Here is a 25348-nt window from a genome sequence, read left to right on the forward strand (position 1 = left end):
TCATGTTTGAACTATCTTTCATCTGGGCAGGTATCATCGCATTTGCGGTACTGACATATGTGATCCTTGACGGGTTTGACCTTGGGATCGGGATATTATTTCCGACTGCAAAAAGCGAAAGAGACAAGGCAACCATGATGAATTCCATTGCCCCAATCTGGGACGGGAATGAAACATGGTTGGTTATGGGCGGTGGAGGTCTGTTTGCGGTATTCCCGTTGGCCTACGCGGTGATCATGCCCGCGCTTTACATGCCTATAATCTTGATGCTGTTGGCGCTGATCTTTCGGGGTGTCGCATTCGAATATCGCTGGCGGACCGAACGATGGAAACCTGTTTGGGATGCCGCATTCTTTGGCGGATCTATCATGGCTGCCTTTATGCAAGGCATTGCGCTGGGCGCGCTGGTGCAGGGGATTGAGGTTGCCGACCGCGCCTACGCCGGCGGCTGGTGGGATTGGTTAACCGCGTTCTCTATCCTGACCGGGGTTGCCGTTGTTGTTGGTTACGCCCTGTTGGGCGCAACTTGGTTAATCCTAAAAACCGAGGGTCCATTGCAAAACCAAATGCAGCGCTATGCGTGGTGGCTGGCCGCGGGGACGCTGGGCTTTATTGGTGTCGTCAGCATCATGACCCCATTCCAGGACCCGATCTATTTCCAGCGTTGGTTTAACCTGCCTGGCAGTATTTTGAGCGTGCTTATGCCCGGGGCAGTTCTGGCGGCGGCGTTTTCATTGTTCAGTGGACTGAGTGCCGGAAAAGACGGACAGCCGTTCCTGTCTGCGCTTAGCCTTTTCGTACTATGCTTTGTCGGAATTGGGATCAGCTTTTATCCGAACATCGTACCGCCGGGTCTGACTATTGCCGAAGCTGCGGCACCTGATGCAAGTCTGAAATTTGCATTGGTTGGAACCGTTGTCTTGGTACCGTTGATCTTGGCGTACACCGCTTATGCTTACTGGGTGTTTCGCGGCAAGATCGATCCAGAGGAAGGGTATCATTGATGCAATCGCTCGCAAAAATCGCGTGGTTCATCGGTATTTGGATTGCAAGCGTCGCAGTGCTTGGCGTTGTTGCCTATGCAATCCGATGGGCGATAATGGGGTGACACCTTTACCCGACTAAAAGAATCATGTATTTGGGCGGCAGCGAGTTCGGCGCAATGGCGTGCTGTCACCAAGCCATCCCTCTATGTCATAAATTCGTATGCGCGGGGGGATATCTGTTCAAAGGGCACAACGATCTGGATGCAGCAAAGATGTTGCCGTCCGCTTACGGCGTGAGTGCGATGGGCGGTGTACCTGCAACGTGGTAGTCGAAACAAGAAAGCAGCCCATTGGGCTGCTTTTGCTGTTTTTGCGCGTGTCCATACGCAAACTTAACCGCCTGAGGTTAAGCGCCGTGTAAATGCCAGCGCACGTTCACCTTCGAAACCAGACGCTGCCATTTCAGCGCTCCATGCGGATTCGTAGTTGGCTGCGACGTCCTTAACCGCGTTGATGACGCTTTGTGGGGCTGTTTCGATTTCGATGCCTGCTGCGATAAGCTGCTCTTTGCCAATGTAGTCAGCGTAGTCGAACGCCTTGGCCGCAAGAACAGGGATCATTTCATTCGAATAGCTGCGGATCAAAGCGAGATCTTCGGCAGGTAGTCGCGCCGCTGCAGCGTTTGACATGCCTTGGAACCAGGTCGCGTTATAATACCCGCTTGGGATTTCGGAAACATATGTGATCTGGTCTACGATGTTGAATGCTTTCGCGCCTTCAAAAGGAAAGCATACGCCGTCGATTGTTCCATCGATCAATGCCTGCCGTGCATCAGTCGGCGACATTGGTACGTTGGTCGCGCCTAAATCCGACATAAGTCCAGAGATATAGCCGCCTGATGTCCGCACGCGCAGCCCTTGGAAATCTTCGGCTGTTCTTACGACTTTGTCACGCAACATCAACATGCCAGGGCCGTGTTGGAACAATCCAAGCAGTGTAATGCCAGTGTGTTCCTCAGAACCACGTAGCAGTTGACCATAAACCTTTGAGAACGCCTGAGACGCCCCATAAGCGTCGCCCAAGAACGAAAACTGTCCGATCTTTGCGCGTGCAAATTCGCCTTGTGAATAGCCGTGTATACTAAACCCAACGTCAAGTTGACCCGACCGCAACAGTTCGAGATGCGCAGGTGGCGGGCCCATCGGGCTTGGCAGGATGTCGATCTTGACCCGGCCATCGGTGATTTCTTCAATGCCTTCGGCCCATGGGTAAAACAGGTTCTGGGCAACGTCACCTTGCAGGGGAACCCAAACGGACATGGTCAATGTATTGACCGCCTGAGCACGAAGAATGCCTGGCGTCGCTAGCGTTGTCGTCATCGCAGCAGTTGTCGTGGACAACAACTTACGACGTGTAATCTGGAATGGCGTCTTATTCATTTACGTCTCCATTGTGACGGGCACTTTCGCGTTTGGTTTTGGCAAAGTGGCGGCACATTCGTGTTTAAAATAGGGCCGGTGGTTGCGAGCTTCGTCATGTGGTTTCTAAATCCTATCATACGAAGCATCACAACTATAGCGCGACCCAGTGTTAGCGTGCTTAGCGAAGCCAGATTTCAACGCGGCGGTTGATTTGGCGCCCGTCTTCATCATTGTTACACGCAGCAGGAGATGCAGCACCAAAGCCTAACGTGGTGATCGCATTTGGATCAATTCGACCAGCACTTGCTGCCAGAATTTCATCACGAATTTGCGCAGCACGACGACGCGATAGAACTGTGTTCAATTCGCTTTTACCGATGGAATCGGTGAAGCCAATCAGCAGCATTTCGATGCCCTCGTATTCAGGGCGTTCAAGTAGTTCTGAAAGACGGATCGCATCGGCACGCGCTTTGTTATCGATCTGGCTGGACCCGCTAGAGAAACGGAAAGTCGTCGACAGACGTTCAGAATTCAAAACTTCGCGTGTGAACTGTTGCATGTTGTACAGTTCGCCGCCTTGTTCTGGGGCAGCCAAGGAATACGCTAATTGCTGACCAAATGCGTCCAGTGTCGCAGTTTCTGAATCAAGGCTTACGAAACCAGCGTTGGTTACGATGCTTTGTCCCTTGGCGCTTTGCATGATGGTAATCATACGACGCAGTAGTGACGGCGAAACGCGATTGGTTGTGTATGCGTACAAACGACGGCTGAGTGGGTAGTCTTCTGACCGGATTGCGAATGTGTCTGGTTCAGAGATGATCCCGCAAGCTGACGCCAAGCGTACCGGACGTGCAAGTTTGTTGTCTGCTGTAGAAAGAAGTGCAATCGCGCCCGGCTGGTTTGCGACCAGTGCATCCAGTTCATCAGAGTTGAGAGTACGGTCAACGTTCGGTGCGAAGGATGAGAAGTTTTGATCCAGAATTGCGCGTGTAAAGTAGTCAGACAATTCGCCGCCATCAGATGGGACATATAGTTGGATCGGTAGGTCTGATCCTCCGATTTCATTCCAGTTTCGGATCTGGCCAGAGAAGATGGCTTCGGTTTGCGCGACGCTGATGGATTTTACTGGGTTTTCAGGGGAGACAACCGCAGCAAGCGCATCTTGACCGAAAATAGTTTCGTTTTCTGGGTCATTCAAGTTGCCAAGGCCGGCATCAATAAAGCGTTCGACCTCAGTATTTGTTGCACGGCGCTCTGAGAATACAATTTCGACTTCGCCGTTATACAGTTTATCAAACGCAGAGGACGTGTCGCTGCTGTGAATCTGGAAGTTACCGTATAGCAAACCGCCTTCGCCAAGAATAAGACCTGACTGAGACGTCGTTTGTTGCACGACAAGCTGGAGGCTCGCATCGCTTTGCGTGGCCAGTTCTTCCATCAGCTCTGGCAGCAGCTCGGATGTGAACGCAGGGGTGGACGCGATACGGATCAGCTGGTTCAGCTCATCTGCGAGTTCGGGGCAATCTTCGCCGCTACACGTCACTTTATCACTATCGATTACCAGCTGACCAAGCCCAGAGGCGATCGTGTACTGATCGTTTTCGAATTTGATTAGTTCGCCCGAAACACGAATTGTTCGGTCCATCGATTCGAGAGTAACCTCGGCCATGGCAGGCACAGCTGCCAGTAGACCAGCTTGGGCTACCCAGAAACACCTGTTCAACGTCACCATATTACAATCCCTTGATTTTGTTTAAATTGTTTTCTTATCGCGTCTGTGACTGTGCGATGAATGCGGCGAAAACTTGGCAGATATTAGGTATAGGGTGGGTTTTTTGCAATCGCAGCATTAGTGACACAGCGCTACGCAACTTCACCGCTACCGTGCTTGGTAAACTGCCGAATTTTAAGCAGGGATTACTGCCTATCCGTGAAATAACGCGGCGCGGCGACTTTGACGTTAAACGAGAACAGAGTTAACAATTGTGTGAACAACGTCGTCTCTGAGGGCAATTTGACCTTCTTGTGTGGCAATCTCATTGCCAAAAATTACGGAAAAAGTTGATTCGTTGGATACATTGAAAAAGCACAGGCCACTAATCTTCCAGTGGAGCTGTAGCGGGTTAATGTCGCTTCTGAAGATGCCTTGTTGCATTCCGCGTTCTAAAATTTCCTGAAGCTGTTCAACCGCAGGAGAATTGCCTGCCTTTATGGTTTCGGAAGCTGCAACATGTGATCCACGATGTATGTTTTCGATCATGACAAGACGAATGAAATCTTCGTTTTGGCGGTGGTGATCAAATGTATAGGACACCAGTTTTCGCAGTGCGGCAACAGGATCTAGGTTTTCAAGTTCTAGGGCTTTTTCCCCGTTCCGTACGTCACGGTAGGCTTGCTCAAGTACCTCACGATACAGGCTTTCCTTGTCTTTAAAGTAGTAAAAGATCATCCGCTTTGACGTCTTGGTGCGCGAAGCAATTTCTTGCGCGCGCGCGCCCGACAGCCCGTGTGCTGCAAATTCTTCTCGGGCAACCCGTAGAATGTCGGCCTTCACGGCTTCGGGGTCTTGCTTCCATGTTGCACGTTGGCGTGAGGCTTTGGGTTTTGCTTCGGCTGTCATGTGACATCCTTAGCCGCAATTTACGCCCTTCGCAATTAACCGATTGGTTCAAAGCGATTGACAGGCAATTAACCGCATGGTTCATTGCGCTTGTTCCAGCGGGCAAGGTTCGGATTCGTTGGGGTGGGAGGACGTAAATGACATCGCAACAATCCATCGCAGTTGATTCTGGCGTATACGATGATTTGGTTATCGGGCTCGTTGGGCGCGGAATTCAAAGTTCACGTACCCCACGGATGCACATGGCCGAAGGTGCCGCGCAGGGTCAGCGGATCATCTATCAGTTGCTTGATGTTGACCAGTTTCCGGGCGGTGACCGCCCGCTCCAACAGATAATTGACGCCGCAGAGATTTGTGGATTTTCCGGTCTTAATATCACGTTTCCATATAAAATTGACGTTATGCCGCTATTAGATGGCCTTTCAGACAATGCACGCGCGATTGGCGCGGTGAACACAGTTGTGTTCAAAGACGGTAAGCGGATTGGTCACAACACCGACAAAGTGGGTTTCCAAGAGGGATTTCGTCAAAACATGCCCGGCGCAAACCTTAACCATGTCTTGCAGATCGGGGCAGGGGGTGCTGGTGTCGCCGTTGCGCATGCGCTTGCGTCTTTGGGTGTTCAGCGTCTGACAATCGCCGACAGCGACCATGGTCGCGCTGTTGCTTTGCAAACTCAAATTGCTGCGGGACACGAAGGTGTCACCGTTGATGTAGCTGATCTTAAGGAGATGCTAGACCTTGTTCCTGATGGTATCGTGAACGCGACGCCTGTCGGAATGGCCAAGTTACCGGGCACGTCTTACCCCGTGTCGCTGCTGCGCCCCGAGATGTGGGTTGCAGATATCGTATATTTTCCGCTTGAAACTGAATTGTTGGCCGCCGCGCGTGCCAAAGGCTGCCGCGTGCTGCCCGGTTCAGGAATGGCCGTTTATCAGGCTGTACGAGCGTTCGAACTTTTCACCGGGCGTCAGCCAGATGCGGCCCGGATGAAAGCAACTTTTGAGGCTATGACCTCATAAACGACGCTGCGAAAGCAGTACTACACGCAAAAGGGAGGATACCATGCGTTTCACATTTAAATCCATCGCCGTTTCTACAGCGGTTGTTATGGCGCTTGCGACATCTGTTGCACAGGCGCAAACCATTCGCATCGCGCACGTTGATCCAGACGAATGGACAGGCTCCAAGAAAGGTGCTGCAGCACAGATTTTCCGTAACATCGTCGAAGGCGAAACCGGTCTGTCAGTTGAGATCTTCCCAGCCGGCGCTTTGGGCAACGAAGACGAACTGGTTGGTCAGGTTCAAGAAGGCCTGCTGCAAATGGCGATCGTTTCTGGCGCAATGTCCAAAGCATGCCCAGCAGCATCTGTTCTAGACATTCCTTACACATTCGCATCCGCGACTGTTGCTTGGGATGTTCTTGACGGTGAATTCGGCGAAGCACTGGGCGAGCACTGCCTAGAGCAGACTGGCATGCGTACTTTGGCGTACGGCGAAACTGGTTTCCGTAACTTCACAAACAACACACGTGAAATTCGCACACCCGCAGACATGGAAGGTCTGAAGTTCCGCGTGCAGCCTATCCCGCTGTACCTGGAAATGGTAAGCGGTCTTGGCGGTGAGCCAACACCAATCGCATGGACAGAACTGCCAAACGCGCTTTCTACTGGTGTTGTTGACGGTCAGGAAAACCCTGTTGGCGTTATCTACAACAACGGCCTGCACCAGCTGCAAAAGTACATGACACTGGACGGCCACGTTTACGCGGCTGACTTCCTTGTCATCAGCGACGAATTCTACCAGTCGCTGACAGCAGCAGAGCAAGAAGTTGTTGCACGTGCGGCAGTTGTTGCAGGTAACATGGGTCGTTCGATCCAGCAGTGGACATCTGCCGAAGGCGTTCTGGCTGTTCAGGCCGAAGGCATGCAGATTTACTCTCCGACTGCTGACGAACTGGCAATGTTTGCTGAAAAAGCACAGCCAGCTGTAGTAGAATTCCTGCGCGGCGAGCTTGGTGACGACGCTGCTTGGATCGACCAACTGCAAGCTGCTGTTGCTGCGGCACAGTAAAGAAACACTTTGGTAGGCGGCATCTAGGTGCCGCCTGCCGAACTACGAGCCATGTAGGAGCCAGCCAAATGACCAAACTGAATTCACTCGTAAGCCGAATATTCGGTTGGGGCGCTGGCCTATCAATGGGGCTGGTTTTTGTAATCATCTTTGTAAATTCATTGCGCCGTTACACTGTCGGGCAATCCGTCCAATGGGGTGAAGAACTGCCCGTTTACCTTGCCGTTTACGGTGTCATGTTCGGTGTCGCGCTGGCCTATATGCAAGACCGCCACATCCGTTTCACAATCGTGATCGATTTTCTGAATGAACGCCGCAAGACGATCATGTTTATCCTTGGTGACGTGCTGATGGCCGTGACCGGTGTGATGCTTGTTCTTTCTGCACTGGCGTTTGTTGAACGCCGTGGTGACACGATGTCGTCGGGTATGTTTGGCCTGTCGCGTTGGTTGGGTGATGTGACCGGTATCAAGGCGCTAGATGCGCTTGGTACGCTTGGACCATACCAATACGCGCTTGTTATTGGCGGCGCGATGATCACGCTGGCTGCCGTATTGAAATTCATCGAGCGTGCAACCGCGCTGCGGGGACTATAATATGATCTACGTTATCTTGATCGCGGGCCTTTTGATTGGCGCGCCGATTGCCTTTGCTATCCTTGCTTCGCTTTCTTACTTTATGGCGACAGGCGACGCGCCATACAATTTGCGTATCGTCGCAACAGAGCTATTCAATGGTCTGAACTCCTATCCGCTGCTCGCTATCCCACTGTTCGTTCTAGCCGGAGAGCTGATGAACGAAAGCGGTATCACTGGCCGGATTATCGCATTCGCGAATGTCCTTGTTGGCCGTATGCGGGCGGGCCTCGCGATGGTGAACATCTGGGCCTCTGTTATCTTTGCTGGTCTTTCTGGGTCTGCGGTTGCTGATACCTCTGCGATCGGTCGTGTGTTTATCCCTGAAATGGAAAAGCACGGTTATGACCGCGCCTATGCTGCCGCGTTGACTGCCGCGTCATCTGTTATCGGTCCGATTATCCCGCCGTCTATTCCTGTCATCATCTATGCGTTGATCGTAACGGGTGTTTCAGTGCCTGCATTGTTCATGGCTGGGATCATTCCGGGGCTGTTGCTGGCTGTGTTCTTGTCCGTCTACGTCATGCTGACCGTCGACATGAAAAAGATCAACGCGGCGTCCGCTGCCCTGAACGAAGAAAAACAGCCCGCACGTGAAGCCCTGCTTGGTGGTATCTTGCCGCTGATGATGCCGGTGTTTGTTGTCGGTTCGATCCTGATGGGGGTCGTCACCCCGACCGAGGCTGCCAGCTTTGCTGTGGCTTATGCGCTTGTCATCGGTACGTTTGTTTACCGCAAGATCAAGATTTCCGCCCTGCCGCGTCTGTTCACCGAAGCCATGCGCGATAGTGCGGTTATTATGATCATCATCGCTGCTGTATCTGCCGCGAACTGGTTGCTGACCTATAACCGTGTGCCAAACATGCTGACGGATTGGGTGTTGGGTAACGTTGATAGCAAAACGACCTTCTTAATTGCTGTGATCATTCTGTTCTTGTTCGTCGGCCTGTTCCTAGAAGGCATCGCTGCGATGCTGGTGCTTGTGCCAATCCTGCACCCAATCGCCGTGAGCTTTGGCATCGATCCTGTGCATTTCGGAATTTTGGTTATCTTTAACCTGATGATTGGTCTGATCACCCCACCTCTTGGGTTGTGTCTATTCGTTGCCGAAGGGATAGCCGGGGTCGGGATGGCCCGACTGACCAAAGCGATCTTGCCGTTCTTCTTGGTTGAAGTTGCCGTTCTGCTTGTTCTGACTTTCGTGCCTGAAACAGTCACCTGGCTGCCAACCGCATTAGGATACTAACATGAAAACCTCGATCGCCACGGTCTCTATCTCTGGTAGCCTTCCTGAAAAACTGGATGCCATTCAAAAGGCAGGGTTCGACGGGATCGAGATTTTCGAACAGGACTTTATCGCCCATGACGGCAGTCCGCGCGAAGTGGGCAATATGATCCGCGACATGGGGCTGGACATCACGCTGTTCCAACCCTTCCGCGATTTCGAAAGCCTGCCAGAACCGTTGCGCGCCAAAGCGTTTGATCGTGCAGAGCGCAAGTTCGACTTGATGCAGGAACTCGGCACCGATTTGGTGCTGATCTGTTCGTCTTGTCATCCCGAGGCTATCGGTGGCATCGACCGGGCAGCTGCCGATTTCCATGAACTGGGCGAACGCGCTGCAAAACGCGGGTTGCGTGTTGGCTATGAGGCATTGGCGTGGGGTAAGCACGTTAATGATCACCGCGATGCATGGGAAATCGTGCGCCGTGCTGATCATGAAAACGTTGGGCTGATTGTTGACAGCTTTCATACGCTTTCCCGCAAGTTAGACCCGAATTCGATCCGCAGTGTGCCGGGCGACAAGATTTTCTTTGTACAGCTGGCTGATGCACCGCTGATTGACATGGACCTGCTGTACTGGTCCCGCCATTTCCGGAACATGCCGGGCGAGGGCGATTTGGACGTTACAGGTTTCATGCAAGCTGTCATGGCAACCGGATATAGCGGCCCGATCAGTCTTGAAATCTTCAACGACCAATTCCGCGGTGGTAGCCCGACAACGATTGCCAAGGACGGCCACCGTTCACTGATCGCGTTGATGGATGATGTACGTCGTACAGAACCCACCGTGACCGTCGATATGCCTGCAATGCCCCCACGTATTGGGGTAAACGGTGTTTCGTTCGTGGAATTCGCATCGCGTGGGGCCGAGGCCGAACAGCTAGAGGCCATGCTGCAAACGCTGGGCTTTGAAAAGGCGGGCAATCACATTGCAAAGAACCTCGCGCTGTGGACACAAGGCGATGTCCGGATCGTGGTCAACCGCGAAACCGAAGGCTATGCCAGCAGCGCCTACACCATGCATGGCACCACAGTTTGCGATATTGGCCTTTCTGTCGACAATGCCGCTGCGACAGTGGCGCGTGCGATGGCGCTTGGTGCGAACACGTTCAATCAACCAGTCGGCCCCGGCGAATTGGATATCCCTGCGATCCGTGGGCTTTCCGGATCAGTAATGCATTTCATTGACGAAGAAAGCGGTCTTTCCAACGTTTGGTCGGTCGAATTCACGTCGGATGAAAATGTCGGTACTGGCGCGGGTTTGCGCAGTATCGACCACCTTGCCCAAACCATGAGCTATGACGAGATGCTAAGCTGGTCACTGTTTTACACGTCGTTGTTCAGCATGGGGAAATCGCCGATGTTTGACGTGGTCGACCCTGACGGGTTGGTGCGCAGCCAAGCATTAGAGACCAAAGACGGCAGTTTCCGTATCACGCTAAACGGGGCTGAAACGCATCGCACCATGGCGGGGAACTTCCTTGCCGATAGCTTTGGCGCGTCGGTTCAGCATATCGCGCTTGCCACCGATGATATCTTTGCGACACGGGACGCGATGGCCGAATGTGGCTTCAAGCCGCTACCGATGTCCGACAATTACTATGCCGATTTGGCAGCGCGGTTCACGCTGTCCGACGAAAAGCTGGCCAAGCTAAAGGCTGGCAGTATTCTGTATGACGAAGATGCCAATGGCGCGTTCTATCAGTTCTATTCGCAACCATATGCGGGCGGAATGTTCTTTGAGATCGTTCAACGCAAAGGTGGCTATGCGGGTTACGGTGCACCAAATGCGCCTTTCCGCATTGCCGCGCAGAAACGCCTGATGCGTCCTAAAGGTATGCCAAAAGCCTAAGTCCCGCGTGTCACTGGTGGTCTGGCTATGAACCTGATTTAATTGGCGCAAATACTTTTGGGGGCACTATGACTAATCCTTGCATTATCTGCGTCGCAATTACTGGGTCTCTTCCGACCAAGGAAAATAACCCGGCAGTGCCGATCACGATCTCCGAGCAAATCGAAAGCACGCAAGAAGCATTCGAGGCAGGGGCGACTATTGCCCACTGTCACGTCCGTGATGACGAAGGTAAACCAACATCGGATCCTGATCGCTTTGCGCGTCTTAAGGAAGGGTTGGAAAAACACTGCTCCGGGATGATTGTGCAGCTGTCCACTGGTGGCCGTTCAGGTGCGGGGCGTGATCGCGGCGGGATGCTTTCGCTGCGTCCAGATATGGCGTCGCTGTCTGTCGGGTCCAACAATTTCCCAACGCGGGTGTATGAAAACAGCCCCGATCTGGTCGATTGGTTGGCGTCTGAAATGCAAACCTATGACGTCAAGCCAGAGATCGAAGCATTCGACCTAAGCCACATCGTACAGGCGACCCGCATGGCCGCCGATGGGCGGCTCAAGTCGCCATTGTACGTGCAGTTCGTGATGGGCGTGAAGAACGCGATGCCAGCGGACGAGCCGATTTTCGATTTCTATATCGAAACGCTTAAGCGCCTTGCGCCCGATGCGCAGTGGTGTGCTGCAGGGATCGGACAGGCGCAGCTTACGATCAATGAATGGTCTATTGCTAAAGGCGGGCATACGCGAACTGGATTGGAAGACAACGTGCGCCTGGATCGCAACACGTTGGCATCGTCCAATGCAGCCTTGGTGCAGCGGGCCGTGGACCTGTGCGAAAAATACGAACGCCCGGTTGCGACCTGGCAGCAAGCCCGCGACATCCTGGGCCTGCGCAAAGTCGAAACAGCCTGAGGACCGAACAAATGCCATTCGCTAATGTAAACGATGTGACGCTACACTACCGGTATCGGGCGGGTTCCGGCACGGCTGTGGTATTTCTGAACTCACTCGGAACGGATTTCCGCATTTGGGACGAAGTCATCGCCGATATGGACCGTGATACGCCGGTGCTTTGTATGGATAAGCGCGGTCATGGCCTTAGCGACGACGCAGAGATCACCATGGACCTTTTGGTCGCTGATGTTGCCGCGTTGATGGACCAGTTGGAGATTAAGAATGCTCTGATTTGTGGGGATTCAGTTGGCGGAATTATCGCGCAGGGATTGGCCGCAACGCGTGCGGATTTGGTTTCGGGGCTGGTTCTATGCTGCACAGGGGCAAAGATTGGCGATGCCGACGGTTGGAACGCCCGGATCAACGCCGTGCAGTCAGATGGCATCGAGCCAATCGCAGATACGATTATGGAACGCTGGTTTTCGCCGGGCTATATTTCGACGCAGCCAGCGGGGCTAGCTGGGTATCGCAACATGTTGGTGCGCACTTCGGCTGTGGGTTACGCAGGTGTGTGTGCTGCAATCCGCGACACGGATTACCGTGAACAAACCGCCCAGCTTACTGTGCCGACCCATTGTGTTGCGGGGACAGCGGATATGTCGACGCCTGTTCCATTGTTGCAAGAGCTTGCCACGATGATCAAAGGTGCGACGCTGGAAGTGATCGAAGGTGTTGGACATCTGCCGTGTATTGAGGTCCCTAAACGGGTGGCGGCAACTGTCACTAACATGCGAGGCGCGCTCAATGACTGACGTTTTTAACCACCCGTGGCTTAGCGGCCTGTTGAGCGATGCAGAGGCAAGTGCGATCTTTGGCCCTGACCGTCAGTTGGCGCATATGATGGCGTTCGAAGTCGCGTTCACGCGCGCGCTGGGTCGTGCTGGGGTCGTGGCCGAAGACGTTGCTACAACGGTCGCGGATCAGCTGGCCGGCTTTACGCCTGACATTGCTGATTTACAGGTCGGATCGGGCCGAGATGGCTTGCCGGTTCCAGCATTGGTCGCGCAACTGAAAGCACTGGCAGGTGATAACGCCAAGGCGGTGCATAGCGGTGCGACATCGCAAGATGTGATCGATACTGCGCTGGCCCTTTCAGTTCAGGAATTCAACGCACTGTTGCGGAAACGTCTGACCGGTTTGGTCGCTGCGCTGCGCAATCTGATTGCCCAGTTTGGCGAAAACCAAATGATGGGCCGGACGCGTATGCAGGCGGCCGTACCGATCACTGTGGCGGACCGTTTGGAAACATGGGTGCAGCCGCTTGAGGCACATCAGGAACGACTTGCACAGATCCAACCGCGTGTTGAATGCCTGCAGCTTGGCGGTGCCGCAGGGAACCGCGCTGCTTTGGGTGAAAATGCAACTGCGATTGCCGCTGATATGGCGCAGCAGTTAGGTCTCCAAAATCCAGAACGGGCATGGCACGCTATGCGTGATGGCATCGCCGAATACGCGGGACTTTTGTCTCTGATCAGCGGTAGCTTGGGCAAGATGGGCCAGGACGTTTGTCTTATGGCCCAGCAAGGCGTCGGTGAGATTGGGATGGATGGCGGCGGCGGTTCATCTGCCATGCCACATAAACAGAACCCTGTTCTGGCCGAATTGCTTGTCACGCTCGCGCGTTTCAATGCGACCCAAGTTGCTGGAATACACAATGCGATGATTCACGAGCAAGAACGGTCCGGCGCTGCTTGGACACTCGAATGGATGATTCTGCCGCAGATGGCGCTGGCAACTGCCCGCAGTTTGTCCGCCGCAAAGACCCTTAGCGACCAGATCACACGGATCGGTACAGCCGCCTAAGCGGAAACGTGCTGATCGATGTTCCAGGCGAACGCGTGCTTTCGATCCACAATTAGGGATTGCATTCGAAGGCGCGCCGACTGTTTCTGCGCCTGCATAACCTTTGCTGCACTGCAAAATTTATAATATTTTTTGTTGACCTATGCTGAGCGTAAGTTCTTTATAGGAATAGTAAAAATGTGTTTTGCGCTTAGGGGTTGTATCGCTCGCGCTGCCGCGGTCTGAGTATCGAGTTCAATTGTTCATTGACATAACAATTCGGATGATGAAGCTTTCCGGCAGGGAGGACGATAATGACACTAGTGGATACTTGCGTTGTGGTGACCGGTGCGGGCAGTGGCCTAGGCGCTGCGACTGCAAAACGTTTCTCACAACTTGGCGCAAAAGTGGCTTGTCTTGATCTTAGCGGCGACGCTGCGAGCGAAATTGCGTCCCAAATTGACGGTATTGGATATGCCGTTGATGTTTCCGATAGCGCTGCAGTAGAGGCCGTTTTTGAAAAAATCGGCGTTGAGATCGGGGTGCCGCGGGTCGTCGTGTCCTGCGCAGGAATTGGCACTGCCAGCCGTATTTTGCCGCGCGACGGTAGCCTGACAATCGATAGTTTCGAAAAGACTTTGCGCGTTAATTTATTGGGGACCTACGCGGTAATGAATATCGCAGCGCGCGCGATGGCCGCCGCTGACCCGATCAACACGGATGGGCAACGGGGCGTGATTATCAATACCGCGTCAGTTGCTTTCGAAGATGGGCAGATCGGCCAAGCCGCCTACTCTGCATCAAAGGGCGGGATCGTTTCCATGACTTTGCCGGCTGCGCGTGAACTTGCGCGGTTTGGCATCCGCGTTATGGCGATTGCCCCGGGTCTTTTTGAAACCTCTATGAGCGCAGGCCTGCCAGACGACGCCCGTTCAGAAATTCTAAAAGCGGTGCCGTTTCCATCACGGATGGGCGACGCCGATGAATATGCCCGACTGGTGCAAAGCATCGTCGAGAACCCCATGCTCAACGGTACGGTGATCCGTCTTGATGCCGCTGCGCGTATGCCGATTAAGTAAGGAAAAATAGTGTCCAACACGCCTACAGAACCTGTTCTATTGATTGACGTTGATGGCCCGATTGCCACTTTGACGATGAACCGTCCGGCCAAGCGGAACGCGATGTGCGATGAACTGCTTGATGACATCGATGCGTTCTTTGCAAAGCCGCCCGAAGGCGTGCGTGTTGTGATTATGGTCGGCACCGCGGGGCACTATTGTTCTGGGTTGGACCTTTCTGAACATGTTGCGCGCGATGCTGAAGGCACGATGCGCCATTCGCGTAACTGGCACCGGGTCATGGATACGATCCAGTTCTCTGGCTTGCCAGTTGTGTCGGCCATGTTTGGTGCTGTGATTGGTGGCGGGCTTGAGATGGCTGCCTCGACGCATGTGCGTATTGCGGAACCGTCTACCATTTTCCAACTGCCCGAAGGGCGGCGTGGAATTTACGTTGGTGGCGGTGCTTCTGTTCGGATTGGCCGCATTCTGGGTGCTGACCGGATGTGTGAAATGATGCTGACTGGGCGCAAATATGACGCCCAAGAAGGCCTGGCGATGGGTCTGACCCATTATGCCGTAGGTGAGGGCGAGGCGCTGCCTTTGGCCCGTGAACTTGCTGGAAAGATCGCGCGCAATGCGCAGCTTTCCAACTATATGATGATTCAGGCGATTAGCCGGATTTCAGATATGTCTCGTAGTGATGGATTGTTTACCGAAAGTCTTGCCGCAGCGGTCTCTCAGACCAGTGCGGATGCCGAAGAAGGGCTCAAGGCATTCTTAGAAAAAAGAAAACCTGTTTTCCGGTAATCCGGGAAACCAAGAAGCTATCTTTTCCAAAACAGGGGAAACTAAATGACAACAATGACACGCCGTACGGCACTTGCTTCGATGGGGGCCGCGCTTGCGACACCCGCGCTTGTTTCTAATCTGAACGCCGCCGAAGTGACGCTGCGCCTGCACCACTTCTTGCCACCTGTCGCACCAATGCAAAAACAGTTCTTTGAGGTGTGGTCCGCCGAGCTGTCCGAAGCTACAAACGGTGCCGTAGAAGTGCAGATCTTCCCAGCAATGCAATTGGGTGGTAAGCCGCCACAGCTTGCTGATCAGGTTCGTCAAGGTATCTGTGATATCGCATGGACACTGCCAGTTTACACACCTGACCGTTTCCCAATCGCTGAAACAATGTCGAACCCATTCATGGTGACCAACGCTGAAAAGTCTTCAGTTGCGATGCACACATTGATGGATGAATTCGGCCAAGGTGAATACCGCGGCATCAAGCCACTGGCGTTCCACACACACGATGGCGGCAAGCTGCACACACGCAACGCGCCTGTGCTTAGCAAAGCGGACCTGCAAGGTCTGAAACTGCGCGCGCCGAACCAGTCTACCGGTGACATGCTGACTGCACTTGGTGCAGAGGTCGTGTTCTTCCCAGTTACTGACATGGTTGTTGGCCTGTCCAACGGCGTGATCGACGGTTGCTGCCTACCATACGAAGTTGTGCCTGCATTCAAACTACAGGAACTGACATCTTACACTGCTGCCCCGGCACCTGCGTCACGCGGTCTGTATTCGAACACCTTCGCGTTCATCATGAACGAAGCAAAATACGAAGGCATGTCTGACGATATCCGTGCTGCGGTTGATGCTGCATCCGGCATGCAGTTGTCACAGCGTTTGGGCGCACAGTTCGACGTATTCGAAGCAGGCGGTAAAGCTGCTGTCGAAGCACAAGGCAACACAATCGTAGAAATTCCAGCCGAAGAAATCGCGTCTTGGCAGGAAGAAGCAGCGCCGGTCCACGAAGCGTGGATCGAAAAGCTGAACGGCATGGGCCACGACGGTGCTGCTGTGATGGCACGCGCAAACGAACTGCTGGACGCAGGCTGATCTGATCATGTCTGAACCGATTGTTCACCAGACAGGAGAGAGTAACTCTCTCCTGTACCGGCTTTTGCATGCCGTCTGCATCTCTAGCGCTGCGATTGGCGGGCTGGTGATTTTCGGAGCGGCATTTGTTGTTACGTATTCGGTGCTATCCAGCACCCTTGGATTCGGCGCTGTGCGCGGCGAATTCGAACTTGTCGAACTGGCCTGCGCCGCGAGCGCCTCGCTGTTTTTGCCGTTGTGCCAACTGACAAAAGGGCACGTCATGGTCGACGTGTTCACAAGCAAACTACCGGGGGCAATCAACACGACCGTTGATGCCGTCTGGACGCTGTTTTTTGCTTTGGGCTGGGCTTATCTTGCTTGGCGGTTAAGCGTCGGGCTCGAAGAAATCCACGGTTACGGTGACAAGACCATGCTTTTGCGTGCACCTGTCTGGTGGGTTTACGTTCCGGCCGTATTTGGCACCGGACTATCCGCAATCGTTGCCGCACTTATGGGCCTATCGGTGTTCATGCCGCGCCTTATCCCGATGGAGGCCAAATAATGGACCCGTTTACACTTGCCCTTCTTCTTGTTGTTGGGTTGTTCATTCTTATCTTCCTGCGGGTTCCAATTGCGCTCGCTATGGCGCTGGTCGGTGTCTTTGGCTATATACAGCTTAGTTCGCTAGCAGGGCTAAAGGCCTATCTCAGCACGGCTTGGGTCGACAAATTCATGTCATATGATCTGTCGGTTGTGCCGCTGTTCATCTTGATGGGTCACTTGGCGACCAACTCTGGAATTTCCGCATCGATCTTTAACGCCGCACGGGCGTGGATCGGCCATCTTCGCGGTGGTTTGGCCATGGCCGCGGTCGCAGGTTGCGCTTTGTTCGGGTCTATTTCGGGATCGTCGCTTGCCACTGCTTCAACGATGACACGCGTTGCGATGCCAGAAATGCGCAAGCACGGGTTTTCCGGCGCGCTTTCATCTGGTTCGCTGGCTGCGGGTGGTACGCTGGGTATTCTGATCCCGCCATCAGTTGTGCTGATTATCTATGCGCTGTTGACCGAACAAAACATCGTCAAACTGTTCCTTGCGGCGACTGTGCCGGGCATTCTGGCCGTTGTCGGCTTTATCATCGCGATTTCTATTTACGTCCGCCTGTTCCCTGAAGAGGGTCCAACAAGCGAACGGTCAAACATGAAAGAACGCCTGCTGGCGCTTGCCGATATCTGGCACGTCATGGTGATCTTCGTTGTGGTTCTGGGCGGTATCTATGGCGGGTTCTTTACGCCTGCGCAGGGCGCTGCGGTTGGCGTTGTTCTGACGCTGGTGCTGGGCACAATCAAAGGCGGCCTGACACCAAAGACCATCCTGAACAGCCTGATCGACACGGCGGGTTCAACCGCAATGATCTTTGCGATCGTGTTTGGTGCGGACCTGTTCAACGTTGCGCTAGCGCTAAGCCGGATGCCGATGGAAGTCGCGCAATACTTTGCGACCTCGGACATCGCGCCAATGGTGGTCTTGTTGGGTATCGTTGCGTTCTATCTGGTGATGGGTTGCCTGATGGACAGCCTTTCGATGATCTTGCTGACTGTGCCGGTGTTCTTTCCGACCGTCATGGCGCTTGATTTCGGGATGACCTTTGAACAGCAGGCGATGTGGTTCGGAATCATCTCGCTTGTTGTGGTGGAAATGGGGCTGATTACGCCGCCGGTGGGGATGAACCTATTCGTCATTTCCGCGATGGCCAAAGATATCCCAATGACGCAAATTTTTCGCGGTACAATTCCGTTCATCATGGCCGAATTTATCCGCATAGCCATCCTTATCGCCTTTCCAGTGCTTAGTTACTGGCTGGTCGATTTGGTCGCCAATTAGGAGGACGAAATGTCCGATACGCCTAAGGATGACGTTTCCGAAGACACTGCTGCAGATCGGTTTCTGCAGCAGTTTACCGGATACCGGATCAAACGCGCGTTGTTGGTTGTACATGAAGACATGACGGAAACCCTTGTTCCGCTTGGGCTTCGGGTGGGTACATTTGCACCGTTGGCTGTTGTGGCTGCTAACCCCGGTATATCGCAAACGAAGTTATCGGATGTGTTGAAAATCAAACGGTCCGGGGTTGTTGCGGTCGTTGATGAACTGGAACGGATCGGTGCGATTGAGCGTAAGCCAGTTGCGGGTGATCGCCGCACCAATGCGCTGTTTATGACGACAGCAGGTGGTCGGCTTTGGCAGCAGGCCGAGGCCGCAATTCAAGCACACGAAGACCGCCTTTTTACTGATTTAACTGACGAAGATAATGATCAAATTCGTGATCTCCTATCTCGGGTCATACTGCGCGCCGAACGGGCCAAGGAGTAAACACCATGACGGACAAGATAACTGGCCTGAATTTACGCGCTCATGCGGTGGAAATGACGCAGGCGGGTGATAACCTAATCTTAACGTCAAAAATTCCGTTGGATCCAGTCGTGGATCGGACAGCCGATTGGCTGCACAAGTGGGCCCGTGAAACCCCCGACACGGTGTTTTTAGCTGAACGTGCGGGCGACGCGTGGCGCGAAGTAACTTATGCGCAGGCACTTACCGCTGTACGTGCGATTGCCACGTCGCTGGCCGGTCGTGGCATGGGGCAGGAAACGCCGATTGTTATTATGTCCGGCAACTCGATTGATCACGCATTGCTGTCGTTCGGGGCCCAATATGCGGGTGTTCCGACCGTACCGCTGGCCGAACAGTACTCGCTCATCCCGGAGGCGCACGGCCGCTTGATCTATGTTTTGGACAAGGTCAAACCGGCGATGGCATTCGTCGATGATGCAGGACGATATGCTGCTGCATTGGCGTTGTCTCAGCTGGACGAGGTTGAGATTGTTGCGTCGAAAACTGACGGGGCGCCGGGCGCAGTAACCAGCTTTGAAGCACTGCTTGCAGGTGATGACAGTCACGACGCCGACGCGCTGTTGGCGACGACTGGTCCTGATACAGTCGCGAAAATTCTGTTTACGTCGGGGTCATCTTCCGACCCCAAGGGAGTTTTGACCACCCAACGTATGATGTGCGCGAACCAATCGCAGATGGCCTCGGTTCTGCCGTTTATCAAAGAACGAGCACCGCGCATCTGTGACTGGCTGCCGTGGAACCATGTGTTCGGCGGATCGCATAACGTAAACATGATGCTGGCCCATGGTGGAACGCTGACCATTGATGCTGGTAAGCCGACCAAGAAACTGTTCGCCGAGACCGCTCGCAGCATCATCGAACGCCCCGGCACGTTGTCGTTCAATGTCCCTGTTGGCTTTGCGATGTTGGTTGCCGAAATGGAAACCAACCACGCCCTGCGCGAGGTATATTTCAAAGACCTCGACATGATTTTCTATGCAGGCGCATCGCTGCCCCAAGACGTCTGGACCCGGCTCGAGGAAATGGCGTTAGAAGTACGTGGCAAGTTGCCACTGATGATTTCTAGCTGGGGTATGACCGAAACCGCGCCTGCTACGATCATGCTTCACGAACCCATCGGGCGCTCGGGTGTTGTTGGTGTTCCGCTGCCGGGCACCGAAGTAAAACTACTGCCCGATGATGAAATGCGCTGCGAAGTGCGCGTCAAAGGGCAGAACATTATGCCCGGGTATTTTGCCGATAGTGTCAAAACAGCAGAGGCATTTGATGAAGATGGTTTCTTGCTGACTGGCGACGCTATGCGCTTTGTCGACAATGACGATCCTGAACGCGGTCTAAAATTTGACGGTCGCGTGTCCGAGGATTTCAAACTGCTGACAGGTACATGGGTGCAGGCGGGTAAGCTGCGGTTGGATGCACTGGATGGGCTTCGCGGTCTTGTCCAAGATGTTGTCATCTGTGGCCATGATCGCGATGCGATTGGGCTGTTCGTTTTTCCGCGTCCCGATCAAGTGCATGGCGACAATACGTCCGATGGTGCGGTCATTGATCCGATCCTTCAAGCGCAGATCGAGGAACGTTTGCGAGACATGGCAAAGGCCGCAACAGGTTCCGCCAAGCGGATCAGCCGCGCGCTAATCTTGGCCGAGCCACCGTCGCTTAAAGATGCCGAAGTTACTGACAAAGGGTCGCTGAATGTCCGCAAAATCATGACGCGGCGTGCCACCCTGCTTGAGCGCCTGTACGACAACGAAGACCCCGCGCTGATCCGCGTTTAAGGAGCAAACAGATGGTCGATTTTTCCAAAGTCCGCGCGATTGATTTTCATACCCACGCAGAAGAATCCTGCGGCTGTCACGATGATGATGGCTATGACGAGCTGCAATCGACGATGGCGAAATACTTTGGTGCGCCTTGGGCACATCCGCCGACGATTGATGAAACCGCGGCGCACTACCGTGAAAAGAATATCGCCGCCGTGATCTTTCCCGTCGATGCAGAACGCGAGACTGGCTACCGCCGTTACGACAACTACGAAGTTGCCGATGCTTGCGCTAAGAATGACGATATCCTGATCCCGTTCGCTTCGATTGACCCAGCGAAGGGTAAGATCGGCGCACGCGAGGCGCGTGATCTGGTTGAAAACCACGGCATTCAGGGGTTCAAATTTCACCCCACCATGCAGGGTTTTTATCCCAATGATCGCAGCGCCTATGTGCTGTACGAGGCGATCGCGGAATCGGGCAAGCCTGCGTTGTTTCATACCGGGCAAACCGGTGTTGGGTCTGGGATGCGCGGCGGCAACGGGATGCGGCTGAAATACTCCAACCCGATGTATATGGATGATATCGCCGTGGATTTCCCGGACATGCCAATCATCCTCGCGCACCCGTCATTCCCGTGGCAGGAAGAGGCGCTTTCGGTCGCAACACACAAACCCAACGTCTACATCGATCTGTCTGGCTGGTCGCCCAAGTACTTTCCACCAATCCTTGTCCGTTATGCCAATACGCTTTTGAAAAAGAAGATGTTGTTCGGGTCGGATTGGCCAATGATTGCCCCGGAAAAATGGCTTGATGCCTTTGATAAGGCAGAGTTCAAAGACGAAGTGCGTCCGTTGATCTTAAAAGAGAACGCCATGCGATTGCTTGGGGTGTCAAAGTGACCCCATTCACTGCGCCAGTTGATGACATCTTGTTTTCGCTGCGCAGTGTTGCTGGCGCTACCAGCGTTGCTGATTGGGATGATGAACTTGCCAAAGGGATCATCACCCATTTTGCGTCTTTCGCCGCAGGTGTGATCGCGCCGCTTGACGAAAGCGGCGACCGTCAGGGCTGTCGGTTTGATAACGGCTGGGTGACGATGCCCGACGGGTTTGTCGCAGCGTTCGCGGAATTGGCCGAGGGCGGTTGGCAGGGGCTAAGCGCCCCGGAAGAATTCGGCGGAATGGCGCAAAATCATCTGATCGCGGCAGCCGTGTCAGAGGTGTTTTCCGGCGCGAACCACGCCATGCAAATGGTCTGTAATCTGGTGCCCGGCGCAATTGCGACATTGATGCGGTTTGGGACGGACGATCAGAAATCAACTTGGGTTCCAAAGCTTGCAAGTGGCGAGGCACTATCGACGATGTGCCTCACGGAACCGGGGGCGGGGTCTGATCTGTCGCGGATCCGGACCAAGTCGACCCGCAACGGTGAAAGCTGGCGTATTGATGGCGAAAAGATATTCATCTCGGGCGGTGATCAGGACATGTCGAATGACATCCTGCATCTGATCCTTGCCCGGACGGGGGATGCCAATTCGGGCGTGAAGGGTTTGTCGCTATTCATCGCCAACAAAGCTGCTGCAGGCGATACGATCAAAGTTACACGGATTGAAGAAAAGCTGGGGCTGCATGCCTCACCCACCTGTCAGATGGTGTTTGACGCTGCGCCCGCCAAATTGGTCGGGCAAGAAGGTGCCGGGCTGGCCGCGATGTTCACCCTGATGAACCACGCACGGATTGATGTGGCGCTTCAGGGTGTAGCCCACGCGAGCCGCGCCCATGCGATTTCCGCTGCATATGCCGCCGAACGCAAACAGGGGCGTCGCGCTGACAAGTCAGATGCCGTTCTGGCCGATCATGCCGACGTGCGGCGCATGCTGGATGACCAACGCGCCCTGACGATGGGCGCACGCGCGATGGCGCATATTGCATTGGTGGAACTTGAAAAGGGTAATCGCCCCGGCCTCGTCGATTTTCTGACGCCGCTGTGCAAAGTGTTTTGCACCGAAGCGGGGATTACGTCCGCTGATCTAGGGATGCAGGTTTTGGGTGGATACGGCTATCTGACTGAATACCGGGTATCCCAAACATGGCGCGATGCGCGGATCACGTCGATCTACGAAGGAGCGAATGGCATTCATTCACTGGCGACCGCAACACGCGGTTTGCGCGTCGGCGACGGGGCTGATGCGTTTGATGCCCTGATCGGCGAATTAACAGACCATCCTGCCGTCATGACATTGCGCGATACTTGGCGTGCCGCACGTAGACATGCGTTGAATTCCTATGATCCGGCGGTGATTGCCCATGATTATATGCAGCTGACGATGCAGCTATATTACCGTGCAGTTTGGTGCCGGATCGCTGAGTGTGATGCGCAATATAATCGGCTGCGTGATGTGGCGTTATCCCGTCCAATCCCCGTGGCACCTGCCATGATGGCATTGGGCTAAGGGCGCTGCACGTAGTCCAAAAGGCTTTGCCGGAATAGATGCGCAATTGCGCTGGGGACTTCTTCGGACCTTGCCATGACGCCGATGGCACCTGTCGTCGCTGACATGTCGATATCGATTGCCACCAATCGCCCGCTTTCCAGATCATTGGCGACGACACCGTGTGAGATGAACCATATTGCTTGGGCGTTGCCCAAGGCCATTGCACGTCCGAATTCGCCGGACGCGCTTTCGATCCGGTTGTTGAACAGCGGAAGGCCCGAGGCGATCAGTTTGCCTGCAACCAAGGGCCGGATCGCCGCTGCTTGTGGTGGATAGACGATTGGGAATCCATCAAGCTGTTCAAGCTGCGTTGCACCGGCCAACGGATGGTTTGGGGCAACAACAATCACGACTTCTTCGGAATACAGTTGTGTGAATGATAGGCCGACCATGCTTTCGGGCCGTCCCAAACGCCCAACCGCGAGATCAAGCGCACCTGCGCGCAGGCGGTCAGTCATATATTCGTGGGGTCCTTCAAGCAATTGCACGACCGTACCCGGTGATTTTTGCCGAAAATCTTGCACCGCCCACGGAAGCAGTTGGCTTGCCACACTGGGCAGGGCGCCCACAGTCAATGTGGGATTGCCGCCAGCCCCGATGCTGGCCACACTGCTTAATCCAGTCTGCAGGGCCTGCATGCTTTGTTCGGCAAAGGTCAAGAATACTTCGCCCTCGGGCGTGAGCCGCACGCCCGCACGACCACGATCCATCAGCTGCTTGCCGATGATCACCTCAAGGTCCTTGAGCGTTTTTGAAATCGCGGGCTGCGTCAGATGTAGCTGCTCAGCCGCGCGTTTCAGGCTTTTGGCTCGTGCAATGTGGGTGAACGCCTCTAGGTGGCGAAATTTAATTCTGCGGTCCATAGTTGCCCATTTGGAAAGTAAAACGGTCTAAATGTCATTTTACATATCTAAAAATGATAGGCAAATTGCATGGGTAAGAGACTCGGAGATACACATGAAAACGCAAGTCCTCATCATTGGGGGTGGGCCATCGGGCCTGCTTTTGTCGCAGCTATTGTACACACGTGGGATCGACAGTGTCGTTCTGGAACGCAAGACAAAGGACTATGTTCTGGGTCGTATCCGTGCGGGCGTGCTGGAACGTGGGCTGCTTGATTTGATGCGCGAAGCGGGCGTTTCTGAACGGATGGAGAAAGAGGGCTATCTGCACGATGGCACGCTGATTTCCTATGACGACGAAATTTTCCGCGTCGATTTTAGCGAACACACTGGGCACGCGGTGATGGTTTACGGCCAAACCGAGGTTACCCGTGATCTGTACGAGGCCCGTGAAAAGGCCAACGGTAAGATAGAATTTAACGTTGAAAACGTCGTTATCCACGACGCCGATAGTGATGCACCCTATGTGACCTATGATGTCGCGGGCGAGGCTCGTCGCGTTGATTGCGATTTCATTGCGGGCTGTGACGGTTTCCATGGCGTGAGCCGTCAGGCAATTCCGTTGGACGTGCGCAAAGAATACGAAAAGATTTATCCGTTCGGTTGGCTTGGCATTTTGTCAGAAACACCGCCAGTGAACCACGAACTGATCTATGCGAATTCATCACGTGGCTTTGCACTGTGTTCGATGCGGAACGAAAACCTAAGCCGCTATTACATCCAGTGTTCGCTGTCGGACAGTCCCGAAGATTGGACCGATGACGCATTCTGGGAAGAGCTAAAGCGCCGCATCCCTGCGGATCAGGCCGAAAAACTGGTCACGGGGCCGTCGATTGAAAAATCCATTGCGCCGCTGCGGTCATTTGTGACTGAACCTATGCGTTGGGGCCGGTTGTTCCTTTGCGGGGATGCCGCCCATATCGTGCCGCCAACAGGCGCCAAGGGGCTGAATACGGCAGCGTCAGACGTGCATTACCTATATAACGGTTTGCGTGACTATTATGAGAACAACAGTTCCGAAGGTATCGACACCTATTCGCAAAAGGCGCTGGCCCGCGTTTGGAAAGCGGAACGGTTTAGCTGGTGGTTCTCGTCCCTAATGCACCGTTTTCCGGACCAGACGGATTTCGACTATAAAATCCAACTCGCAGAGCTTGAGTTCCTGCGCGAAAACAAAGCCGCGCAGCAAGCGATGGCGGAAAACTATGTGGGCTTGCCCTATTGATTGCTGAAA

General features: G+C 54.0%; 24 protein-coding genes. 20 read left to right on the forward strand and 4 right to left on the reverse strand.

Translation table 11 applies throughout. The annotated features are described in order from the left end of the window. Window positions 1–2 precede the first annotated feature (2 nt). Both cydB and CLV80_RS13320 read left to right on the forward strand, forming a co-directional pair. Window positions 3–1004: a cytochrome d ubiquinol oxidase subunit II gene (cydB, locus tag CLV80_RS13315; protein ID WP_106358423.1), complete on the forward strand. Its 1002-nt coding sequence runs from the start codon at window positions 3–5 to the stop codon at window positions 1002–1004. Continuing rightward, window positions 1004–1108, forward strand: coding sequence for a DUF2474 family protein (locus tag CLV80_RS13320; protein WP_106358424.1), 105 nt, complete (start codon window positions 1004–1006; stop codon window positions 1106–1108). The genes cydB and CLV80_RS13320 overlap by 1 nt, the downstream gene beginning before the upstream one ends. Window positions 1109–1378: 270 nt before the next feature. Here CLV80_RS13320 and dctP read toward each other — a convergent pair whose 3' ends face one another. The 3 genes from dctP to CLV80_RS13335 all read right to left on the reverse strand — a co-directional run bounded on the left by dctP (window position 1379) and on the right by CLV80_RS13335 (window position 5027). Beyond that, complete coding sequence (gene dctP, locus CLV80_RS13325; RefSeq protein WP_106358425.1) at window positions 1379–2425, reverse strand: TRAP transporter substrate-binding protein DctP; 1047 nt, start codon at window positions 2423–2425, stop codon at window positions 1379–1381. A 160-nt stretch (window positions 2426–2585) separates the two neighbouring features. Beyond that, complete coding sequence (locus CLV80_RS13330) at window positions 2586–4139, reverse strand: phosphate ABC transporter substrate-binding/OmpA family protein (protein WP_106358426.1); 1554 nt, start codon at window positions 4137–4139, stop codon at window positions 2586–2588. Window positions 4140–4367: 228 nt separating this feature from the next. Then, a complete protein-coding gene (locus tag CLV80_RS13335) occupies window positions 4368–5027 on the reverse strand; it encodes a TetR/AcrR family transcriptional regulator (RefSeq protein ID WP_106358427.1) in 660 nt (219 codons plus the stop codon). A gap of 137 nt (window positions 5028–5164) precedes the next feature. Between CLV80_RS13335 and CLV80_RS13340 the strand changes: the two genes are divergently transcribed. The 17 genes from CLV80_RS13340 (at window position 5165) to CLV80_RS13420 (ending at window position 23170) form a co-directional block, all read left to right on the forward strand. Further along, a complete protein-coding gene (locus CLV80_RS13340) occupies window positions 5165–6049 on the forward strand; it encodes a shikimate dehydrogenase (RefSeq protein ID WP_106358428.1) in 885 nt (294 codons plus the stop codon). A gap of 43 nt (window positions 6050–6092) precedes the next feature. Continuing rightward, window positions 6093–7100 (forward strand): DctP family TRAP transporter solute-binding subunit, encoded by a 1008-nt coding sequence (locus CLV80_RS13345; protein WP_106358429.1) that lies wholly within the window; start codon window positions 6093–6095, stop codon window positions 7098–7100. A 68-nt stretch (window positions 7101–7168) separates the two neighbouring features. Continuing rightward, complete coding sequence (locus CLV80_RS13350) at window positions 7169–7696, forward strand: TRAP transporter small permease (RefSeq protein ID WP_106358430.1); 528 nt, start codon at window positions 7169–7171, stop codon at window positions 7694–7696. A gap of 1 nt (window position 7697) precedes the next feature. Further along, on the forward strand, window positions 7698–8981 hold the full coding sequence (locus tag CLV80_RS13355) for a TRAP transporter large permease (protein WP_106358431.1): 1284 nt from the start codon (window positions 7698–7700) through the stop codon (window positions 8979–8981). 1 nt (window position 8982) lies between these two features. Beyond that, entirely contained in the window at window positions 8983–10869 is a 1887-nt protein-coding gene (locus CLV80_RS13360) for a bifunctional sugar phosphate isomerase/epimerase/4-hydroxyphenylpyruvate dioxygenase family protein (RefSeq protein ID WP_106358432.1), read from the forward strand. A gap of 68 nt (window positions 10870–10937) precedes the next feature. Then, window positions 10938–11777, forward strand: a complete 840-nt coding sequence (locus tag CLV80_RS13365) for a 3-oxoadipate:acetyl-CoA acetyltransferase (protein WP_106358433.1) — start codon at window positions 10938–10940, stop codon at window positions 11775–11777. Window positions 11778–11788: 11 nt separating this feature from the next. Beyond that, window positions 11789–12571 (forward strand): 3-oxoadipate enol-lactonase, encoded by a 783-nt coding sequence (gene pcaD, locus CLV80_RS13370; RefSeq protein WP_106358434.1) that lies wholly within the window; start codon window positions 11789–11791, stop codon window positions 12569–12571. Next, a complete protein-coding gene (locus tag CLV80_RS13375; RefSeq protein WP_106358435.1) occupies window positions 12564–13622 on the forward strand; it encodes a 3-carboxy-cis,cis-muconate cycloisomerase in 1059 nt (352 codons plus the stop codon). Before pcaD ends, CLV80_RS13375 begins: the two co-directional genes overlap by 8 nt. Before the next feature lie 293 nt (window positions 13623–13915). Continuing rightward, window positions 13916–14680, forward strand: a complete 765-nt coding sequence (locus tag CLV80_RS13380; protein WP_106358436.1) for an SDR family NAD(P)-dependent oxidoreductase — start codon at window positions 13916–13918, stop codon at window positions 14678–14680. A gap of 9 nt (window positions 14681–14689) precedes the next feature. Next, window positions 14690–15469 carry a crotonase/enoyl-CoA hydratase family protein gene (locus CLV80_RS13385; protein WP_279338302.1) on the forward strand — a complete coding sequence of 260 codons (780 nt, stop codon included), beginning with the start codon at window positions 14690–14692 and terminating at the stop codon, window positions 15467–15469. Between the two features lie 45 nt (window positions 15470–15514). Further along, entirely contained in the window at window positions 15515–16555 is a 1041-nt protein-coding gene (locus tag CLV80_RS13390; protein ID WP_165793382.1) for a TRAP transporter substrate-binding protein, read from the forward strand. Window positions 16556–16562: 7 nt separating this feature from the next. After that, the gene (locus CLV80_RS13395) at window positions 16563–17099 is read left to right on the forward strand and encodes a TRAP transporter small permease (protein WP_106358437.1); all 537 of its coding nucleotides are present in this window, start codon (window positions 16563–16565) and stop codon (window positions 17097–17099) included. Continuing rightward, on the forward strand, window positions 17099–18421 hold the full coding sequence (locus CLV80_RS13400; protein ID WP_106358438.1) for a TRAP transporter large permease: 1323 nt from the start codon (window positions 17099–17101) through the stop codon (window positions 18419–18421). Before CLV80_RS13395 ends, CLV80_RS13400 begins: the two co-directional genes overlap by 1 nt. Before the next feature lie 9 nt (window positions 18422–18430). Then, on the forward strand, window positions 18431–18910 hold the full coding sequence (locus CLV80_RS13405) for a MarR family winged helix-turn-helix transcriptional regulator (protein ID WP_106358439.1): 480 nt from the start codon (window positions 18431–18433) through the stop codon (window positions 18908–18910). 5 nt (window positions 18911–18915) lie between these two features. After that, window positions 18916–20730 carry a feruloyl-CoA synthase gene (locus tag CLV80_RS13410; RefSeq protein WP_106358440.1) on the forward strand — a complete coding sequence of 605 codons (1815 nt, stop codon included), beginning with the start codon at window positions 18916–18918 and terminating at the stop codon, window positions 20728–20730. Window positions 20731–20741: 11 nt separating this feature from the next. After that, window positions 20742–21617: an amidohydrolase family protein gene (locus CLV80_RS13415; RefSeq protein WP_106358441.1), complete on the forward strand. Its 876-nt coding sequence runs from the start codon at window positions 20742–20744 to the stop codon at window positions 21615–21617. Continuing rightward, a complete protein-coding gene (locus tag CLV80_RS13420; RefSeq protein WP_106358442.1) occupies window positions 21614–23170 on the forward strand; it encodes an acyl-CoA dehydrogenase family protein in 1557 nt (518 codons plus the stop codon). The genes CLV80_RS13415 and CLV80_RS13420 overlap by 4 nt, the downstream gene beginning before the upstream one ends. Here the strand turns inward: CLV80_RS13420 and pcaQ are convergent. Continuing rightward, on the reverse strand, window positions 23167–24075 hold the full coding sequence (pcaQ, locus tag CLV80_RS13425; protein WP_106358443.1) for a pca operon transcription factor PcaQ: 909 nt from the start codon (window positions 24073–24075) through the stop codon (window positions 23167–23169). The two genes, CLV80_RS13420 and pcaQ, sit on opposite strands and share 4 nt — an antisense overlap. A 94-nt stretch (window positions 24076–24169) precedes the next feature. On the opposite strand from pcaQ, the gene pobA reads away from it, so the two are divergent. Next, window positions 24170–25339: a 4-hydroxybenzoate 3-monooxygenase gene (gene pobA / locus CLV80_RS13430; protein WP_106358444.1), complete on the forward strand. Its 1170-nt coding sequence runs from the start codon at window positions 24170–24172 to the stop codon at window positions 25337–25339. Window positions 25340–25348 lie beyond the last annotated feature (9 nt).

The sequence above is a fragment of the Yoonia maritima genome (genome assembly GCF_003003285.1).
GTDB classification, from domain to species: domain Bacteria; phylum Pseudomonadota; class Alphaproteobacteria; order Rhodobacterales; family Rhodobacteraceae; genus Yoonia; species Yoonia maritima.

Bases quoted from the DNA above. Each gene is read 5' to 3' on its own strand.
- pcaD (WP_106358434.1), top strand. From the start codon at position 11,789: ATGCCATTCGCTAATGTAAACGATGTGACGCTACACTACCGGTATCGG.
- CLV80_RS13375 (WP_106358435.1), top strand. From the start codon at position 12,564: ATGACTGACGTTTTTAACCACCCGTGGCTTAGCGGCCTGTTGAGCGAT.
- CLV80_RS13320 (WP_106358424.1), top strand. From the start codon at position 1,004: ATGCAATCGCTCGCAAAAATCGCGTGGTTCATCGGTATTTGGATTGCA.
- pcaQ (WP_106358443.1), bottom strand. From the start codon at position 24,075: ATGGACCGCAGAATTAAATTTCGCCACCTAGAGGCGTTCACCCACATT.
- CLV80_RS13340 (WP_106358428.1), top strand. From the start codon at position 5,165: ATGACATCGCAACAATCCATCGCAGTTGATTCTGGCGTATACGATGAT.
- CLV80_RS13365 (WP_106358433.1), top strand. From the start codon at position 10,938: ATGACTAATCCTTGCATTATCTGCGTCGCAATTACTGGGTCTCTTCCG.
- CLV80_RS13345 (WP_106358429.1), top strand. From the start codon at position 6,093: ATGCGTTTCACATTTAAATCCATCGCCGTTTCTACAGCGGTTGTTATG.
- CLV80_RS13380 (WP_106358436.1), top strand. From the start codon at position 13,916: ATGACACTAGTGGATACTTGCGTTGTGGTGACCGGTGCGGGCAGTGGC.
- CLV80_RS13335 (WP_106358427.1), bottom strand. From the start codon at position 5,027: ATGACAGCCGAAGCAAAACCCAAAGCCTCACGCCAACGTGCAACATGG.
- CLV80_RS13395 (WP_106358437.1), top strand. From the start codon at position 16,563: ATGTCTGAACCGATTGTTCACCAGACAGGAGAGAGTAACTCTCTCCTG.
- CLV80_RS13355 (WP_106358431.1), top strand. From the start codon at position 7,698: ATGATCTACGTTATCTTGATCGCGGGCCTTTTGATTGGCGCGCCGATT.
- CLV80_RS13405 (WP_106358439.1), top strand. From the start codon at position 18,431: ATGTCCGATACGCCTAAGGATGACGTTTCCGAAGACACTGCTGCAGAT.
- CLV80_RS13330 (WP_106358426.1), bottom strand. From the start codon at position 4,139: ATGGTGACGTTGAACAGGTGTTTCTGGGTAGCCCAAGCTGGTCTACTG.
- CLV80_RS13410 (WP_106358440.1), top strand. From the start codon at position 18,916: ATGACGGACAAGATAACTGGCCTGAATTTACGCGCTCATGCGGTGGAA.
- pobA (WP_106358444.1), top strand. From the start codon at position 24,170: ATGAAAACGCAAGTCCTCATCATTGGGGGTGGGCCATCGGGCCTGCTT.
- cydB (WP_106358423.1), top strand. From the start codon at position 3: ATGTTTGAACTATCTTTCATCTGGGCAGGTATCATCGCATTTGCGGTA.
- CLV80_RS13360 (WP_106358432.1), top strand. From the start codon at position 8,983: ATGAAAACCTCGATCGCCACGGTCTCTATCTCTGGTAGCCTTCCTGAA.
- CLV80_RS13390 (WP_165793382.1), top strand. From the start codon at position 15,515: ATGACAACAATGACACGCCGTACGGCACTTGCTTCGATGGGGGCCGCG.
- CLV80_RS13400 (WP_106358438.1), top strand. From the start codon at position 17,099: ATGGACCCGTTTACACTTGCCCTTCTTCTTGTTGTTGGGTTGTTCATT.
- CLV80_RS13415 (WP_106358441.1), top strand. From the start codon at position 20,742: ATGGTCGATTTTTCCAAAGTCCGCGCGATTGATTTTCATACCCACGCA.
- CLV80_RS13350 (WP_106358430.1), top strand. From the start codon at position 7,169: ATGACCAAACTGAATTCACTCGTAAGCCGAATATTCGGTTGGGGCGCT.
- dctP (WP_106358425.1), bottom strand. From the start codon at position 2,425: ATGAATAAGACGCCATTCCAGATTACACGTCGTAAGTTGTTGTCCACG.